The sequence below is a fragment of the Algoriphagus mannitolivorans DSM 15301 genome (assembly GCF_000429425.1).
Classification (GTDB): Bacteria; Bacteroidota; Bacteroidia; order Cytophagales; family Cyclobacteriaceae; genus Algoriphagus; species Algoriphagus mannitolivorans.
Window position 1 is genome coordinate 87,990 of sequence record NZ_AUBV01000015.1, and the last position, 17,620, is coordinate 105,609.

The window sequence follows — 17,620 nt, forward strand, 5'->3', positions numbered from 1 at the left end:
TAAAGTTATGGAGTGGTCAATTTGAGCGGAGGCTTGAATTGGCCACTTTTTTATTCCAGAAGTATTTGAAAACAATTCACTTCTCAGAAGGATTTTCCATTGGCATTCCAAACTCCAGGTGCGGAAAGATCGAAGAATTCAAGCTTAAAAAATCCAATAGTCCCCTTCGATTCGTAAATCACGATCTACCTTTAACCCCACTCATTTCCATGGAATTGCTAAAAAATAGGCTGAAGCAATCAAAGCATTTTTGATTCTATAAAATATTCCTTAATCTCGGTTCGCCCCAAACCCTAAACCCATTCCCTTTTTCCTTGAATACAACTTTACGAATCCAAAATAAACTGCCTTTAGCAGCCAGAATCACTTCGGCATTGGGCTTATTATTCCTGATCAGCTGGTTTCTGGACATCCGTTTTTTCCTTCAGCTTTTTCAGGATTTACCCTCGATCAAGTTCAACTCCTCCCTGTTGTTATTTGCCTCGGGAATCTGCGCCTTACTTTGGCTAGAGGATAGGAACAAAACTGTCGTTCAGGTCTTGGGGGCTACCATCTTTCTATTTGCCCTTGCATCTCTATCCCAGGACTTCTTTCAATGGGAATTAGGACTGGACGAGTGGCTGGTGGTGGATCGGATAGGACGGGCATCTGGAAGCTCCCATCCGGGAAGAATGCCGGGAATGACTTCCTTTATCTATGTCTTTTTTGGGATGTCCATGCTTTTCTTTACCCAGAAACCACCAAAAGGATTTTTGGGACAGATACTTCTCCATGCCATTACTTTCTTGACTTTCATAGCTTTGACGGGCTTTCTGATGGAAGTTCCCAATTTTTACACCCTGTCATTTTTGACGGGGATTTCTCCCAGTATTGCCTTGATTTGGTTTCTGTTTTCGGCCATTCTCACCATGAAGAATCCCAATATTGGAATCACGGGCCTTCTGATCGGGAAGCAAAAAGGAAGTGTATTGGCAAGAAAATTAACCCCGAGAATTGTCCTGGCTTTAATCGTTCTCTCTTGGATTTGGATAGAATTGCAAAGAAGGGCCTGGGTGGAACCCGAGTTTGGAATCTCTCTCTTTGCCTTGTGCTTTCTGGTAGTAGGATTGGTTTTGGTTTGGGATGCCGCAGCTTGGCTGAATAAATCCGATGAAAAGCGGGTTTTGGCAGAAAATGAACTCCTCCTTGCCAAAGAGAATCTCGAGAAAATGGTGGAAATCAGAAATCAGGAATTGAAAGGAATCCTGGATTCGGCAGCGGTTTCTATCATGGCAACCGACCAAGAAGGCCTGATTCAGCTTTTCTCCAAAGGAGCAGAAAAAATGCTGGGTTACACTGCCGAGGAAGTCGTAGGCAAATTCAAACCGGAGCAATTTCATGTACCTCAGGAAATCTCGGATGGAGCTTCACAGCTCAGCCTCCAAACCGGGAAATCCATTATCGGATCAGAAGTATTTACCCATTCCCCACTCCAGGGAAAAGTGTTTTCCAGAGAATGGAGCTACCTCAGAAAAGATGGAAGCACTTTTCCTGTACAACTCAATATCTCTCAAATCACCTCGAATGAGGGAGAACATCTCGGCTTTATTGGCATCGCCACCGATATTTCCCAGTTGGCAGAGTCACAAAAGGAGTTGAAAGACCTGCTCGAAAAATTAGAATCCAAAAACAAGCAATTGCTCAATTTTGCGCATATCATTTCCCATAATCTCCGCTCTCCAGTCATCACCTTGGACTCATTGATCACATTCTACAAGGATGAGGAAAACCCGGAAGAAAAACAGGAACTCTTCGGACTGATGGAAGAAGTAATCAAAAACCTGCTTTCCAGCATGGAGGACACCATAGATATCCTAAAAGTCCAGGAAGATACCGACCAGGTCATAGAAGAGGTGGCTTTGGAAGGCATTCTTGACAAAACCAAAACGGCCCTGATCGGCAAGATCATGGAAACCAATGCTACCTTGGACGTGGATTTTTCTGCCTTCAACCGACTTCATTTTTCCAAATCCTACCTCGAAAGTATTTTCTTGAACCTGATGTCCAATGCACTGAAATACAAGCATCCGGATCGCCCTCCCCATCTCCAAATCAAAGGAGAGCTGGAGCAAGAAAAGCGGGTGTTATCATTTGCCGATAATGGCATGGGCATAGATTTGGAAAAACACCGGGACAAGGTCTTTGGGATGAATAAGACCTTTCATACCAACCCTGACGCCAAGGGTGTTGGGCTGTATATCGTCAAAACGCAGATAGAATCCTTGGGGGGAAAGATCCAGGTTTCCAGCACCCCCAATGAAGGAACTACCTTTCGAATTGAATTTCCTTAAGCTATTCCAATAAAGTTTCGGAGGTTTAACCTAAAGGAAAAAGTTTCAGGCTTACTTTCCCCTCAAGCCATTCTATTGATCAGACTTTTTTGGAATACACATTTCCGAATCTATCCTTAACCTCAATCACCAGATTTTCGGTGGTTTCGGGCTGGAAAAAGAACATATGATCGTTGAGCTGGGGCTCTACCCAAGACCTCCGTGAAGGCAAAGTCGGTCCGGTGTGCAGCTCCATACTCCAAGGATCACGGGCCATAATTTTCAGAGGGTTGCCTTTCTTGATTCCATTCACAAAAACAGAAATCTCCCATGCCGGATCGTAATTCCAGCAGTTTAGGGAAAAGAAATCCGGGAAATCGGGATGGTATCCTTTGGGATAAACTCTAAACTGTTCTTCCATCTCCAATCCAGTCCCCTTGTATTGCCATTGCAGTTCCGAACCTTTAGCAGAATAGACTGCATATCCATTTGGAGTACCGTCATAGCAAATCGGGCCTGACCACCAGGCTCCGCATACCGTTCCATGGTTGTGCTCAAATACATGCCCCTGGATCATATTGTCATTGAAATGGGTATGGCCGGAAAGAATATGGACTTGGTAACCTTCCAAAAGTCGGTACAGATGCTCCCGATTACTTACAGTACCTCCCAGAGTATCCCGCTCCGGATATCTTTTTACCCCGCCGGTATAGGTGGGAATATGGAGGGAAACAACCACCGTCTGGCCTTTTTCCACGGCTTTTAAGTCCTGCTCCAACCAAGCAAGTTGCTCCTCCGGAATATATCCGATATATCTTGAGCCTGTGCCTAAGTAGAACACATCGTCCAACACGATATAGTGAATTTCTCCCCGATTCCAGGAATAATAAGTTGGTCCAAAATGCCCTTCAAAAGTCCCGCTGGTACTTTCATCCGATCTTCCCCCAAAATCCAAGTCATGGTTTCCTACCACCTGAAAAAATGGAACTCCATAAGAGGAGACAGACTCATTGTACTCCTTGAAAAGTTCCTTGTGATCATAAACCAAATCACCGCAGCCGATTCCAAAAAGATTGGGATCACCCAACGAAGCAATGGTTTTTCGGACATCGGGAGCAGCTACGGTCAGCAATTGATTGGCATCGTATTCATCCTGAATCTGGGTATCCGAAAGCAGAAGGAAGCGGTGGTTTTCATCGGATTGACTGAGCTTTTTCAATTCAAAACTCATCTGCTGATCGGCCTTGGTTTTAGATATCCTTTGGAAAAAAAGCGCAGAGCCATTCCCTTGCTTTGGGAGCTCATAGCCAGAAGGGATGGAGATAAAGACAAAATTCCTGTCCATAGAAGTTTGAAGGGTAAATTCTCCGCTGGAATTGGTCAGAACCACAGTACGGCCATCTGACACGGCCACCTGATGGATCCCCTGTCCATTGGAAGTCACACGACCTCTTACCCGGATGGGACTGAAAAGCGTGGGAAGGTTGGCCTGGGGAAATTCATTTTGAATTTCGGCCAAAACAGCATCTCCTAAGCCTATCCATCCCAAGGAAGTAAGGCCTAAACTTTTGATAAACTCTCTTCTTTTGAACATGCTCGGTTGTGGTTTGGGTTGATCCGGGAAGCAATATCGCTTGAGCTAAAATGCATCAGTTGGAAGAAAATTAGAATACCTCCGATCAAAAATCTCAATTTCTTAATCTTGGGGTCATGGGATTTCAATTCACCTGAATGGGTAGCCCCTTTGCTAGATTGAGACAAAATTCCAAATTAAACCTCTTATGTATCCTGCCTCTGGCAGTTTTGAGAAATACATGGGCTTTCTGGCTACCTAAATTTCGTGCCTAAAGGCACTAATTTATATTCGACATATCCTTTTTCTGCCTACCCTTTTTGGATTCTATTTTTCAATAATCCGTATCTCCATTGACCAATCCCCCCTGCCCCCTTTTCAAGGGGGAGTTTGCGATCACCCCTTTCCATTCTGAATTCATAATTCATAATTCATAATTTCTCTCCTGGGTTATTTTTAAAATCCATGAACCTTGATTTTCAGGGGATTTATGTTCAACTTATTTTTGGATTTCGGATTCCCAGAGCCTTTGAATGCTCCATTTTCCTCGGGTTATTCTGTTTCTCCATTATTTCAACTTGCCTTTTTATTTGCCATGAAGAGAAAATTTTCAGATCTCCACTGCCACAATCACATGCGTGCTCATTTCCACATGCAGGAAAAAGAGAAAAAATTCACCCGAAAAGGAGAATTCAGCCCCTGGACGGTCATTGCCTCCAACTCCAAAAAAAAGGATAAAGGAGTCATGGGCGCCAGTTACAGCCAGATTGACCTCGTTAAATGCTGGAACTCCAATCTGAGGTTGACTTTCAACTCGCTGTATCCTCTGGAAAGGCAGTTTGTCCAGGGAATGGATCCGAAGATCAAAGAAGATAAATGGTATCACTTTGTCGCCCGGGGTATTTTAGGGGATACCGGACTTCGAAGGGATTTGCTACAAACCGCCTACATGCGGATTCCTGACAAGGTAGTGGACTATTTCCAATCCGATAGTTATGATTACTGGGAGTCCCTAAACCGCGAAAAAGACTTCGTCCTTTTGGATTCAGGCAAAAGGATCAAAAAAAATGAAATCCATGTGCCTCAGGCTCTTTTTGGGGATAAAAAGGCTGCCGAAAAAAGAGCCAAAAACGAACCTGAAAGTTATGTAGCAGAAAATGCCTGCTACCGCATTCCCAAAAACCGGGAGGAGCTGTTGGCCTCTTTGGCCGATGACTCGGAGATTACAATGGTTTTGACGATTGAAGGAGCGCACTCCATCGGCACCGACAAATGCAAATACGTTCAGGATATCTCAGACCGAATTCAGTTTATCAAAAACATGTGGGAAGTGCCGGTCTTTTTCATCACGTTTTCCCACCACTTTGACAATCACCTCTGCGGACATGCCCATTCCATCCCCGGCATGGGCAAAGTCCTGATGAGTCAGAAAAAACACATGAATGAGGGGTTTAGAAGAAATGGAAAGAGAATCATTCGGGAAACCCTCGGCTTGGACAATAACCTCAAGAGAGACCCCAAGCTTGGCTATCGAATCCTGATTGACGTCAAGCACATGGCCGCCAAGTCGAGAAAGTACTACTACGAAATGGTCAATTATCTCCTGAAAAAGGGGGACAGAATTCCAATTATCGCCTCTCACTGCGGGTATTCCGGCATCCACACACTTGAGGATCATATCCGCTGCGAAAATCTGGAACATGATGACTACTGCGATCCAAAGCATAAGAAATTCAATGCCTGGAACATCAATATGTGCGATGAGGATGTCGAGATGATCGTCAAAACCCGGGGGATGTTTGGGATATCTTTTGACCAGAGAATTTTGGGGATTACCAAAGAGGATAAGAAACTGGACGAAACCCGGACCCCCAAACGAAATGGAATCAAAATCATCTGGGAGAATATCGATGCCATCCTCAGAAGCGCTTACGATAACCCCAAACTGAGTTCGGAGCAGAAGGAAAATGTATGGAAATGCATTACCATCGGGACGGATTTTGAGGGCTTAATCGACCCGGTCAACCCCTATCCTACGGCTTTGGAATATGAGCTAATGGCGAATAATTTGGTCTTTGAAATTGAAAAAGACCGAAAAGACCCCGCCAACAGTCACCTTTCCAGATTCAAATCCCGGGAGGACGTGGAAAAATGGGTCGATGATTTTTGCTACAACAATGCCGAAGCCTTTGTGAAAGAAAATTATCCGGTGTAATAGGAAATTTCGGATTTGGGGTTCGGATTGAGGATTTCGGATTTGGGAAACTTCAACGTGCCTCGACTAGCTTGGCACAAGAGCACTGTAAAAGAGCTCAGTACAAGTTTCGAATACTTGAACAAGCCTCCATTTACCCTCTACTTGGTACATGGTACTTTGTACTTGATACATACTACTTGATACTTGATACCTGATACTTGGTACATACTACTTAATACTTGATACCTGATACTTGATACTTGATACCTGCTACTTGATACTTGGTACTTGGTACTTGATACTTGGTACTTTGTACTTTGTACATATTACATCCCTTCTACCTCTTCACCTCATAAAAATATTCCCGATCAAAAATCCTGGAATAAATCCAAGCCGGAACCTCCCGGTGGTAGGGCATCAGGTCTTTTAAAACATCTTGCTGAGTTTGATGGGCTTCCATCACTTTCAAAACTCTTTTGAAATAAGGCCTCGTCACCACAGAAAAATCAGGTATCGGCAAGCCCTGAGTTATATCTTCTGGGTAGTTTTTTTGAAATCCGGAGGAAAGCTTCAGGGCAAGATTGATTTGCTTTGGACACAAAGTCACCTGAAAAAGCTTAGCTGCTGAAAAATCAGGATTTCCTGTATTTGCTATAAATACTTCTTCAACTGCCAAACCCGAAAGGCGATGGTCTGGGTGTCCATAGAGCCCCACTTTGGAATCATAAGAAACCAAGATATCCGGTTGCACTCGCTGGATAAGCTCCAAAGCAATTGATTTCAATGAATCCAAACCAAGGCTACTTAAGCCACTATCCGGATAGTCCTGAAGAATCAACTCATCAGCCCCAATCAAAGCAGCAGAGGCCATCATTTCCTGAGTTCTCAACTCCGCCAGATAAACCTCATCTTCAATTCCGGAGGATTTTCCTTTTTCCCCTCGGGTCAGACAGGCAAGGTAAATTTCATGACCATCTTCCTTGAGTTTCATCAAAGTACCTGCAACCGTGACTTCATCATCCGGATGAGGAAAAAGGGCCAAAACACGACGTTTTGGCTCTTTTTCAAGTAAATTATCCCGCACAGGAATTCCTTGATCATGAATCTCATTCTTGGCAAAGAGTATTAGGATCCAAGGCGAAATCAATAAAATGACCACGATGATCCCCAGGGAGACAATCAACCATTTTTTCATTCGGACCTCCTTAGATTACTGAGGTAGGTAACCAAATTTCTGATTTCCCTCTTGCTGAGTAAGGTACCCATCGGAGGCATGCTGGAAGCAGCCAGCTGGGATGATTTCACCTCATTTTTGGAGATCGTTCTTTCATTTGCCCCTAGCTGAATTTTCAGATTTGTAGGAGAGTCCTCGAGAAGCGTTCCGGTGATTTTTTCCCCGGAGTTCAATTCAACGGTAATCAAGCCATAGCCGGGTGCCAGTCTTTTGCTAGGCTCCACCAAGGCAATCAGCAGTTCCTCTTTGCTCAGCTTATTCCCGATTCCATCCAAAGGTGGTCCGGCATTCCCGCCCATATCGTCATAGGCATGGCATCGGATACATTGAGCAGTTTGGTTTTCAAAGAATATGGTCCTTCCGGCCCTAAAATTTCCTTCTGCCAAAGCACCGGCATATTTTTTCCAAGGCTGATCTCCGGCTTTTTTATCCAAAGCAGCTTCAAATTTAGTTTTAAGATCAGGCGATCCAGTGGCCACTATCGCTTCCTCCAACTCGATCCAAGTGGCTTCAGGAAGTTTTCCTTTGTCGAAGTCAGCTAGCAATTCATTCCAAATCGGCAAATTTTGACTGCCTTCGATACCGCCTAAAGTCAGCAAGCCTGTTTGCTTCTCAGGAATAGTTCTGTTGCGGATAATATCCGTCAAAAGCTTTACTTTTTGCTCCGTTGGGATGGAAGTGGCTGGCAAAAGTCCCAAACCTGCCACCCGAACTGCCTGAGCTTGATCACTCATCGCAAGGGAAATGGCTTCACCCAGATTGCTGGCATTCAAGGCTACCAAGGAATTCAAGGCCTGGATCTTAACTTGCTCCGATGGATCTGATTTCAATTTGGAAAGCAATAGAGCTTCCGAGTCTTTGATTTCCAGTTTGCCAAGCGCTTTGGCAGATTCTAGACGGATTGATTCCTCCTTGGAATTGATCTGAGAAACCAATACTGGCTTCACCTGATCCCTCACCAAAGCTGCATCTCTTACGACAGGCCCTCGATACCTACCATCCACCCGATCCACCAAGGACGGCTTCGCCCAGGTTCCGATTGCGGCCAGGGACTCTTTTCTCAGCACCTCCGGGGTGTTGGGTTTTGCCAAATAGGCCAAAAGATGATTGAGGTTTTCCTCTTTCCCTACCCGTTGATTGGCACTAATTGCACGTCGGATCAAAGGTTCATTTTGAAAAGGAGTGGTACTCAGAATAGCCCCTAATGCAGGCAAAGCCGCAGGGACCGAGAAATCATCATGAATGGCTCTCGCTGCTTCAGTCACAATGTATTCGTCCGTATCATTCAGGAATTTCGCCAATTCAGGAGACTCCAATCTTCTCAATGCCAAAACTGCTCCCATTCTTACGGCCTTGGAAGGATGAGAAGACAAAGCAGCGATTGGTTGCACTTGTCCAATTCTAGACAGTGCCAAGGAAGTTGCATGACGGATATAGGCATCTTCATCGTTGTTTGCCTCCAAAAGTGAAATCAAGGCTTGAATGGCCTTGGCATCCTTACTTCTTCCCAATGCTTCTGCACTGAAAAATCTCACTCTGGCATTCCCGTCTTTCAATCCTTGGATCAGCGGATCTCCGGCTTTGGAATAGCGGATATCACCCAGCCACTTGGCGGCTTGAGCGCGGATTTCAGGATCAGAGTCCTTTAAAAGCGGAACCAATGCATCGGCATAATCCATTTTCTCCATTCTCGCAAGCTGACTGATTCCGACGATGGCATGAATTCTTGCCAGTTGATTGGATTTATCCTGAATCACAGTTTGAAAGACCTCAAAGCCCTTTTTGCCTCTTTTGGCCAGTTCAAATTGAGCCTTTCTTCGGATTCTCATGTCTTCAAAAGCCAACTTGGACTTCAACTCTTTTTCGGAAAGCTTTTTGTAATCGGCTTTGATTTCGGCGGCAGTTTGTTGCTGCAATGCCCAGCCTTTGGCAGTTTCATCGGTGAGTTTCCAGATTCTTCCGTAAAACTTGTCATCCCATCCATTGATCCAATCTGCCATATAAAGGGCTCCATCCGGGCCAAAATCTATCCCTGTTGCCAAAAAACCGCTGATGATTTTTTCTGTTTTGGTCAACTCAAAGCTTGCTCCCTTGGGCTGCAGCTGAAAAGCATGAAGACCTGAATTAGCAGGGCTACCCACAAATTCCACCAAGAAAAAATGATCTCTCCAGCGCTCTCCCAAGCCTGCTCCCGGGTTAAATACCATTCCGGTAGGGCCACTTACGTAGTTTTGGATACAAGGCGTTATGTATGCGGCTTGTCCTTCGAATCTGGGTAGAAAAAGCTTTTCATCCATCCAGACTTTGTAGGTATTGTTGTCTGGATCCCGGTATTTCCCAAACTGCCAGTTGATTCTCCAACCGGTATCTGAACCATTGGTGATATACACCAATCTTTCTTTTTCCCCAGCATGATCCCCGTCGTTATCTGCAGAGATCAGGTTATTGTATTGGTCAAAAACAAACTCATGGGTATTTCTGACACCCATGGCGAAAACTTCAAAATCACTCCCATCAGGATTGGATCGGGCAATTACCCCACGATTGGGATACTTCCATTCCGTTCCATCCGGACTTTTCCCATTGAAACCAATGTCTCCTATGCCCCAATAGATTCTTCCATCAGGCCCCATTTCCACTCCTGACATGCCATGACCTCCAAATCCGATATGGACCCCATAACCATGAGATAAGGATTGCTTTTCATCCATGATCCCATCACCATTCTTATCCATCAGCTTCCACATGTCCGGACCAGCAGCCACATAGAGTGCATCCTCAGTCTCCATTATCCCTCCTGCCACGTCCACTACTTCGTCATTGAAGTCCTGAACCATCAATTGAGACCAATCTGCAAGGCCATCTCCGTCGGTATCCCGAAGCTTATACACCTCATTCATCTCCAAGGTCATATCTCTCCAGTCATGAGAACCATCCCCGTTTAAATCGGCTAGCCAGGTATTTTCTGAGGACCTTTCAGGCGAAAGCTCGTCCCGTAGGAATGCCCGCTTATCCTCAATAGTCTGGATAGCTATGGAACGGATCTCCCAAGACTGATGCCCTCGGATATCAAATTCGGAATTATTTCTTCTCGGAGATCTGGAGTAAAGGATATCTCCAGCGTCATTGACTTGAAGTGCAATGGGATCTTTGACCAGGGAATCCACCGCCCAGATTTCCAGCTTCAAGCCTTCTGCCAGAACAGGGTTTATAGAGTTCTGAGCCACTTCAACCAAGGGTTGAATTTGTTCTTTGGTTAAGGTTTTAATTCGGAGATCTACAGGTTCCTTTTTGGTACAGGAGAAAATCAGGGGAAACGCCCCGATAGCCAAAGTGGCCAAAAGTCTGGTTTGAGAATTAATTTTGGTCATATAGGTTTATTATCAATACAGAAAAATAGGAAAATTGACCTAGACCTAATTGCCGTTGATATAAATGGTCTGAAAAACAAAAATCCCGGTCAGAAACCGGGATTTTGTTCACTTTAACCACTAACAACCATAAAACAAAAATAATTAAAGACTACTCGGTGATTGAGCTTTCAGTCTTAGTAGTCCGTACGGGAATCGAACCCGTGTTTTATCCGTGAAAGGGATACGTCCTAACCCCTAGACGAACGGACCATAAAGTAAAAATTTTCAAGATATTCTGACCTTTATGGTTGATAATCAGAACATTCAGTAGTCCGTACGGGAATCGAACCCGTGTTTTATCCGTGAAAGGGATACGTCCTAACCCCTAGACGAACGGACCATAAAAGCCTTGAAAAACGTGCTTTTTCAAAAGGTTGTGCAAATATAGGCGGTCAGATTTATAAACCCAAAAGTGCTGCAAAAATTTCTTTGGAATTTGAGTAAAGTACTGAACCAAAGCCATAAAAATTCAATTGAAATTGCTTGAAGAGTTTTAGCTAATTTCGCATCGAACAATAAAGTCCATGAATTCGAATACCCCAAAAGTCAGAGTAGCCATCAATGGTTTTGGAAGAATAGGCAGATATACGGCCAAGTTATTTTTTAACAACCCTCATTTTGAACTAGTTGCGATCAATGATCTTGCCGACCCCTCTTCGATTGCTCATCTCTTGAAATATGACTCGATTCATGGCAAGTTTGAAAAAGAAATTTCCTTGGCTCTTCCTTATCTCCAAATCAATGGAGAAAAAACCCTTTTGCTCAGTAAATCTGACCCTGAAAATCTTCCCTGGGGTGAGTTGGAGATTGATATCGTCCTGGAATGTACCGGAAGATTCACTCACCGAGAGGGTGCCGAAAAGCATCTGAATGCCGGTGCTAAGCGGGTGATCATTTCGGCTCCTGTAGTCGATGAATCAATTCCCATGGTAGTTTTGGGAGTGAATGATGCTATTCTAAAAGGAAATGAGCGGATCATTTCCAATGCCTCCTGTACCACCAATTGCCTTGCTCCGATGATCAAAATCTTGCATGAGAGATTTGGGGTGGTCAAAGGATATGCTTCCACGGTTCACTCTTATACCAATGATCAAAACCTTCACGATGCCCCCCATCGGGACTTAAGAAGGGCGAGGGCGGCTGCCTACTCTATTATTCCTACTACGACCAATGCCGGAAAAGCCTTGGACCGGGTATTGCCTGAATTGGAAGGAAGGATCGAAGCCTCTGCGATGAGAGTACCTGTGCCGGATGGTTCCCTGACAGATTTGATTGTCGAGCTGAGTCTTCCCGCAAGTGCAGAAGAAATCAATCAGGCCTTTAAAGAAGCCGAAAAATCAGAAATGAAAGGTTTCCTTCAAGTAGAGTCAGACCCGATAGTTTCAATGGATATCATCGGAAATCCCCATTCCTGCATCGTGGACGAGGCATTGACCTCTTCCAAAGGAAATCTCGTCAAGATCGTAGGCTGGTATGACAATGAATCCGGCTACGCCAATCGACTGATGAATCTTGCGGAGAAAATTTCAGGAATCAATCTCTGACTCGGTTCAAGCCCAGCATTTTAACCAATAGCTTGGGCAGGTTTTTCTCTGGATTTCTGGTTCTCAGATCTAGAAAGAGATTTAGCTTTTCAAAAATCGGGACTTTGTGAGTTTCTACCAATTCGATTAATGTGCCGTCAGGATCCTCGAGGTAACAAAAGTGTCCGGCTGCTTTTCCCATGTCAAAACTGTTCTCACTGTCCACGGTAAAGGCAAACCCATTTTCCTGGGCTTGGTCTCTTAGATAGGAAGTGCCATTGATGTCCAAACAACAATGGATAAATCCCAAATCCCCCCAAAACCGGTTTTTAAAAATCTTGTTGGGCTTAGTCCCCATCACTTGAACAAGCTCTATTTGAGCCGGGCAAAGTAGAGCTCCAAAGGCCCCTGGATTTTTCCCTTTCATGGTCAGAAGTGCACGCTTGGTTTTCACCAAGCCACCTTCCCAATTATAGCACAGCTCTTCTTTGTGGTATGCTAGTTCAGAAAAGCCCAATAAATCCTGATACAAAGCCTTGGATGTCTGAAGATCCGAGACGCCTATGCATACTCCCATGACGCCTCCATGAAGGTGCTTGCCTGAGGAAAACCAGGAGTGACATTCACAGATTTCAAAAACATTGTCAAAAGGATCTCTAATAAAAAAACTCTTATTTCCATCAGGATGAATAATTATCGGTGTCAATTGCTTCGAGCCGCAACTCTCCATCCAATGGACCGATTCCTCAATATTTTTACTCCTGATTTTGACTGCAAAAATCCCCAAATCTCCCCATTGGACCTGATTTATCGGAGGAATTGGAGTCCGGTTGGTAAACTGCCAAATTTCAAATCCACCTCCACCCTGCATATTCATGGCCAATACCGCATGTCGGGAATAAACCTCCCCTCCGGTATATTCCTTCATCAGGATAGCTTCTGCTTTGTCTTGAAAAATGGGTACATCCATCCCAAAGGCCTTTCTATACCATTTCCAGGAAGATTCCAAATCCTCTACCCCAATTCCTATTTGCTGGATTCCATTTAACTGATAGGCCATTATTAGTTGTGAACCAGATATTTATGATAGATAGATTTCAATTTCTGAGGTGGAGTTCCAAAATGGAATCTGGTAAAAACCAAAAGGTTTACCAATTGAACTCTGAGCCAGGAATTGGAGTGATATTTTCGTGCAGAGACTAAGATGGACTTGGGAATAATGTGAAAAGTCGTTCTTTTTTTGATTTTTCGAACCAAATCAAAATCCTCCATCAAGCAAAAATCAGGATCGAATCCTCCCAATTCATGAAAGAAAGTGGAAGAAATAAACAAGGTTTGATCTCCCCCTCCGGAAAACATTCCATTAAATCGGGTCATCCATCCGTTGATTTTCAAAAGGAAATCAGAAGAATCAAATCGATATCGATAACAGCCTGCCCGATAGCCGGACAACCTCGCTTTCTGAATATCTTCGGCAAAGCTTGAAAGTGGTCGGGTATCAGCATGAACAAAATACAGGGTATTTCCCTTGGCATATTTGGCTCCCAAGTTTAATTGCTTTGCGCGGGAGGCCTCTTTTAACTCATATACCGCTGCTCCATGGAAACGGGCGAGTTCTGCACTCCCATCCGTGCTTCCCCCATCTACTACAATCAAGTCTTCAATAAAATCTCCCCCACAGTTTCGGATCCAAGGAATCAATTCCTGGAGATTTTGCTTCTCATTCAGCACTGGAATAATGACAGAAAGCCTCAATACATCGTTCATCTTATCCTTCGGATTTGATAATTTTTGATTGGATTTTCAAGTACGATCTTTTCCAATATTCCGGATTTATAAAAGTACCGATTTGCATTTCCATCAATTTTAATCTCATAAACCCCAGGCTGAATCTGGGTGATTTTCTGAGAAACTCCATACACTTCAGAAAGGAAAACATCCTCATGCTTGGGTTCATGAAAAAAAAGCTTGGTACTGCACCAAGTCAAAGGTCCATTAACAGGCTTTTGATTTTCATATTTATAAGTATTGGCATCGACCTCGTAGTGCCTTCCATTCCATTGAACGGTTGAAAGAAAATCTCCCCGATTGGTTTTGGATTCGGATTTGGTCCTGACTATTTCGTCATGAAGGAATTGGGAAACGGTAGAAAAGCGCAGATCCACATTTCCAAAAAACCAAAACTTCACAAAGCTCTCCACTTTGTAAACCTGGGAATTGTTGATTTCCGGTGTTTTTTCTGCAACCAACTCCCCAATCTTCAAACCCAAAACTAGAATCTCATAACGCAGTGATTCTGCTTTGCCTTGAGAGAAGACCGGATTCGCCAAAAAGCAGAAAATTAAACCGAAAGCTAACCAAAACTTCACCCTAGCAGCAGCCTCCTCCGTCGTAGAAATAAGTGGACTCAGAAATGAATATGTCCGGTCGATTCAAGGACGCAATAGCGTTTGCAGTCTTATCACACACCGACAAAGGCTGATTTTGAAGAAGGATATGACCGGCCTTGTCATCAAAATATTCCTCTTCTCCATAATAAATCGCTGCTTTTCCAGTGAAAATGCATGGACCATCAGCAGGCATAGGATCTTTGATTGCGCAGATTTCTACAGACTCCAGATAAATCAACTTTTCGGTGTCATATTGACCCGGAGCCAAAACACGATAAGGCCTTTTGGCTCTGACTTCCACAGTTCCAAATCCTGCATCGGTAATCATTCGAAGGTAGTCCTTCAATGTCAAAGAACCGCTAAGGCATAATGCTCTGAGCTTTGGGTCATTTCGGAGCTGATCAGGAATAGGATCCTCCGAAATTGGATCACTCAAAACCAGCCTTCCATGAGGCTTCAATACCCGGTAAATCTCTTTTAAAGCCTTTTGAAGATCTTCCTGAGTGAAAATGTTGAAGAGGCAGTTTTGCGCCGCAACATCGATGCTGTTGTCTTCTACCGGCAGGTCTAGAGCCGTGCCTTTTTTCAAGGTCACAAAATCTCTCTTAAACCATGGATTGAGTTTCTCAGCTTCATAAAGGTTTTTGTCGCAAGCATCCAACATCTCATCGACCACGTCCACTCCGACGACTCCTGCAGCCTGACGGGAAAAATATGCAAACTGAAGAACTTCCATCCCTCCGCCTACACCCACATAGAGAATCCTCGGCTGACGAACCAAGTCTCTCGGGTGAACGGTACTCCCGCACCCATAATTCATTTCTTGCATGATTCTCGGGATTTCCAAGCCCGGAAGCTGCCAAATGGGTGTGGTGGTACAACAAAGCCCTACATCGGGCTTTAAAGCGGCTTGCTTATATACATCAACCGTGGTATCTAAATATTGACTCATACTGAGGCTTTTTATCAATTAATTTTTTTAAATCTTCTGCTGTATCTATATCATTCAGCATTTCCAACAAACTCACTTTCAAACCTTTCCTTTCAGCTTTTTCCAAAGTCTGCTTCAAAACCGACTCGGTACTCCAGGCTACCTGCTCAAAAATCTCCTTTTGTAGAGAATTCATCCCAAGAAGATAATATCCTCCATCCTCAGCAGGACCTAAAACTAAATCATTTCCATCCAGAATTTGGGCAGCTTCTGTAACTAATTCAGCCTTGATTTCCGGACAATCTGTCCCGATAATCAAGGCTTTCTTATATCCAAACTTAAGGACTTCCTGAAAAGCATTTTTCATTCTTTCTCCCAAATCATCTCCTTTTTGCAATCCAAAGCTCATCAAAGCCGAAGGTTTTTGCTCCGGAATGAAATCAGAATAAAAGATGAAAATCTCAAATTGTGTTTTGATTGCTTCTTTCAGAGTTAAATCAACCAATTGGTGATAAATCTCCAAAGCCTTTTCATTCCCTATTGTGGCAGCCAGTCTGGTTTTGACTTTTCCCAACTCCGGATTTTTCTGGAAAATAAGCAATGCAACTTCCTTCATCAGGCTGTAGCTCCTCCACAACTTGATCCTGCACCGGCAGTACAGCCGAAACAGTGATTGTTAACTTTGATATCTCGGGCAAGGAGGGCATTTCCATCCCATTTGGAGATATGTTGGGAGGATTTTTCATCCACTTTCATCTCCAGCATTTGATTGAAATCACAATCATACAGCCAGCCATCCCAGCCGATGGAAATGGTATTTCTACACATGACACCTGCGGCAGCACTGGGGTTAAAAGCATCTATTAGCTTTTCCATGTAAGACTCATAGTTTTCAGAACGGATCAAATAATCCAGAAAACGAGAGATCGGAATATTGGTAATTGCAAAAAGGGAATTGAAATGAACGCCAAATTTATCCAAAAGCTTCTTTTTGAATTCTCGTTCAAGTTCATCCTGGGCCCCAGGCAGAAATGCCCCGGAGGGATTATAGACCAAGTTCAAACTTAAGCCAGTCCCTTCCATTCCATAGCCTACCGCGTTAAGCCTTTTTAAAGCTTCAATGGATTTTTCAAAAACTCCGTCTCCCCGCTGTGAGTCTGTTCTCAATGCGGTGAAATAGGGCAAAGAAGAAACTACCTCTACTCGATTTTCTTTAAAGAAATCCGGTAAGTCATGGTATTTCGGATTGGCCAAAATGATCGTGAGATTACAGCGAACCAGAATGCTAATGTCCGGTCTGGCATTTCTGATCTCAGTTACAAACCAGCGAAACTCAGGATTCATTTCTGGAGCTCCTCCAGTCAGATCCACCGTATGAATGCTTGTCTCATGAGTAATGACTCTCAGGCACTCCAGCATAGTTTCCCGAGTCATGATTTCCTTTCGGTCAGGCCCGGCATCGACATGACAATGCTTGCAGACCTGGTTGCACATTTTGCCTAGGTTGACCTGAAAAATCTCAATTTGAGTGGGCTTCAAAGGAAACAGCCCTATGGTTTGAAGATGTGCTTGGAATGATTTTTTCCCATTGGGCAATTGTTCTTCAAGAATTTCAAGAGCTTCTTCAGGATTGGAAAGAGTATGATTTAAAGCTTTGAGAGACTTCATTACATCGTGATTTCTTTGATCTTATTCATCATTTGAGTCCCATGGACCAAAGATGCTCCTCCTCTAATCGCAGCAGCTACGTGCACGGCTTCCATCATCTGCTCCTCATCGCATCCCTTTTCCAGGGTATCAGAGGTATAGGCATCAATGCAGTATGGACATTGGATGGCATGGGCCACGGCTAATGCGATCAATGATTTTTCACGGGCAGTGAGTGCTCCTTCTTTAAAAACTTCTGCGTAGTAGGCGAAAAATTTATCTCCCATTGCTTTTTGTAGCTCGGTGATGTTTCCAAATTTTTTGAGGTCCTCAGGGTTGTAGTAAGTTTTCATGTTTGATTTTTTTGTTGAAATACGATGTTTCTTAAAATTCAGATTGAGTC

General features: G+C 43.9%; 13 protein-coding genes and 2 tRNA genes. 3 read left to right on the forward strand and 12 right to left on the reverse strand.

Annotation, left to right across the window (positions count from 1 at the left end; translation table 11 throughout):
- Positions 1 to 314 precede the first annotated feature (314 nt).
- Positions 315 to 2,330 carry a sensor histidine kinase gene (locus tag G458_RS21535; RefSeq protein ID WP_051287367.1) on the forward strand — a complete coding sequence of 672 codons (2,016 nt, stop codon included), beginning with the start codon at positions 315 to 317 and terminating at the stop codon, positions 2,328 to 2,330.
- A gap of 79 nt (positions 2,331 to 2,409) precedes the next feature.
- Here the strand turns inward: G458_RS21535 and G458_RS0115420 are convergent, their stop codons facing one another.
- Positions 2,410 to 3,903, reverse strand: coding sequence for a calcineurin-like phosphoesterase C-terminal domain-containing protein (locus G458_RS0115420; RefSeq protein ID WP_026952687.1), 1,494 nt, complete (start codon positions 3,901 to 3,903; stop codon positions 2,410 to 2,412).
- Between the two features lie 469 nt (positions 3,904 to 4,372).
- On the opposite strand from G458_RS0115420, the gene G458_RS0115430 reads away from it, so the two are divergent.
- Positions 4,373 to 6,097, forward strand: a complete 1,725-nt coding sequence (locus tag G458_RS0115430) for an amidohydrolase family protein (RefSeq protein WP_026952688.1) — start codon at positions 4,373 to 4,375, stop codon at positions 6,095 to 6,097.
- Between the two features lie 319 nt (positions 6,098 to 6,416).
- Here the strand turns inward: G458_RS0115430 and G458_RS21540 are convergent, their stop codons facing one another.
- The 4 genes from G458_RS21540 to G458_RS0115450 form a co-directional block, all read right to left on the reverse strand.
- Positions 6,417 to 7,274, reverse strand: coding sequence for a PIG-L deacetylase family protein (locus G458_RS21540; RefSeq protein ID WP_051287369.1), 858 nt, complete (start codon positions 7,272 to 7,274; stop codon positions 6,417 to 6,419).
- On the reverse strand, positions 7,271 to 10,684 hold the full coding sequence (locus G458_RS0115440) for a HEAT repeat domain-containing protein (protein ID WP_026952689.1): 3,414 nt from the start codon (positions 10,682 to 10,684) through the stop codon (positions 7,271 to 7,273). Before G458_RS0115440 ends, G458_RS21540 begins: the two co-directional genes overlap by 4 nt.
- Before the next feature lie 180 nt (positions 10,685 to 10,864).
- Positions 10,865 to 10,936: transfer RNA gene (locus tag G458_RS0115445), tRNA-Glu, on the reverse strand.
- A gap of 58 nt (positions 10,937 to 10,994) precedes the next feature.
- Positions 10,995 to 11,066: transfer RNA gene (locus G458_RS0115450), tRNA-Glu, on the reverse strand.
- A 184-nt stretch (positions 11,067 to 11,250) separates the two neighbouring features.
- Here G458_RS0115450 and gap point away from each other — a divergent pair.
- Positions 11,251 to 12,270, forward strand: coding sequence for a type I glyceraldehyde-3-phosphate dehydrogenase (gene gap, locus G458_RS0115460; RefSeq protein ID WP_026952690.1), 1,020 nt, complete (start codon positions 11,251 to 11,253; stop codon positions 12,268 to 12,270).
- On the opposite strand, the gene G458_RS0115465 is transcribed toward gap, so the two are convergent.
- Genes G458_RS0115465 through G458_RS0115495 form a run of 7 tightly spaced genes read right to left on the reverse strand, consistent with a single transcriptional unit; the run spans position 12,260 to position 17,570 of the window.
- Positions 12,260 to 13,309, reverse strand: coding sequence for a VOC family protein (locus tag G458_RS0115465; protein ID WP_026952691.1), 1,050 nt, complete (start codon positions 13,307 to 13,309; stop codon positions 12,260 to 12,262). The genes gap and G458_RS0115465 overlap by 11 nt on opposite strands.
- Before the next feature lie 2 nt (positions 13,310 to 13,311).
- Entirely contained in the window at positions 13,312 to 14,016 is a 705-nt protein-coding gene (locus tag G458_RS0115470) for a TIGR04283 family arsenosugar biosynthesis glycosyltransferase (RefSeq protein ID WP_245579279.1), read from the reverse strand.
- Entirely contained in the window at positions 14,013 to 14,579 is a 567-nt protein-coding gene (locus G458_RS0115475; protein WP_051287371.1) for a DUF6134 family protein, read from the reverse strand. Before G458_RS0115475 ends, G458_RS0115470 begins: the two co-directional genes overlap by 4 nt.
- Positions 14,580 to 14,619: 40 nt before the next feature.
- Positions 14,620 to 15,591 (reverse strand): arsenosugar biosynthesis arsenite methyltransferase ArsM, encoded by a 972-nt coding sequence (gene arsM / locus G458_RS0115480; RefSeq protein WP_026952694.1) that lies wholly within the window; start codon positions 15,589 to 15,591, stop codon positions 14,620 to 14,622.
- The gene (locus G458_RS0115485) at positions 15,563 to 16,186 is read right to left on the reverse strand and encodes a TIGR04282 family arsenosugar biosynthesis glycosyltransferase (protein WP_026952695.1); all 624 of its coding nucleotides are present in this window, start codon (positions 16,184 to 16,186) and stop codon (positions 15,563 to 15,565) included. The genes arsM and G458_RS0115485 overlap by 29 nt, the downstream gene beginning before the upstream one ends.
- The gene (gene arsS / locus G458_RS0115490; RefSeq protein WP_026952696.1) at positions 16,186 to 17,238 is read right to left on the reverse strand and encodes an arsenosugar biosynthesis radical SAM (seleno)protein ArsS; all 1,053 of its coding nucleotides are present in this window, start codon (positions 17,236 to 17,238) and stop codon (positions 16,186 to 16,188) included. The genes G458_RS0115485 and arsS overlap by 1 nt, the downstream gene beginning before the upstream one ends.
- Positions 17,238 to 17,570, reverse strand: a complete 333-nt coding sequence (locus G458_RS0115495) for an arsenosugar biosynthesis-associated peroxidase-like protein (RefSeq protein WP_026952697.1) — start codon at positions 17,568 to 17,570, stop codon at positions 17,238 to 17,240. Before G458_RS0115495 ends, arsS begins: the two co-directional genes overlap by 1 nt.
- Positions 17,571 to 17,620 lie beyond the last annotated feature (50 nt).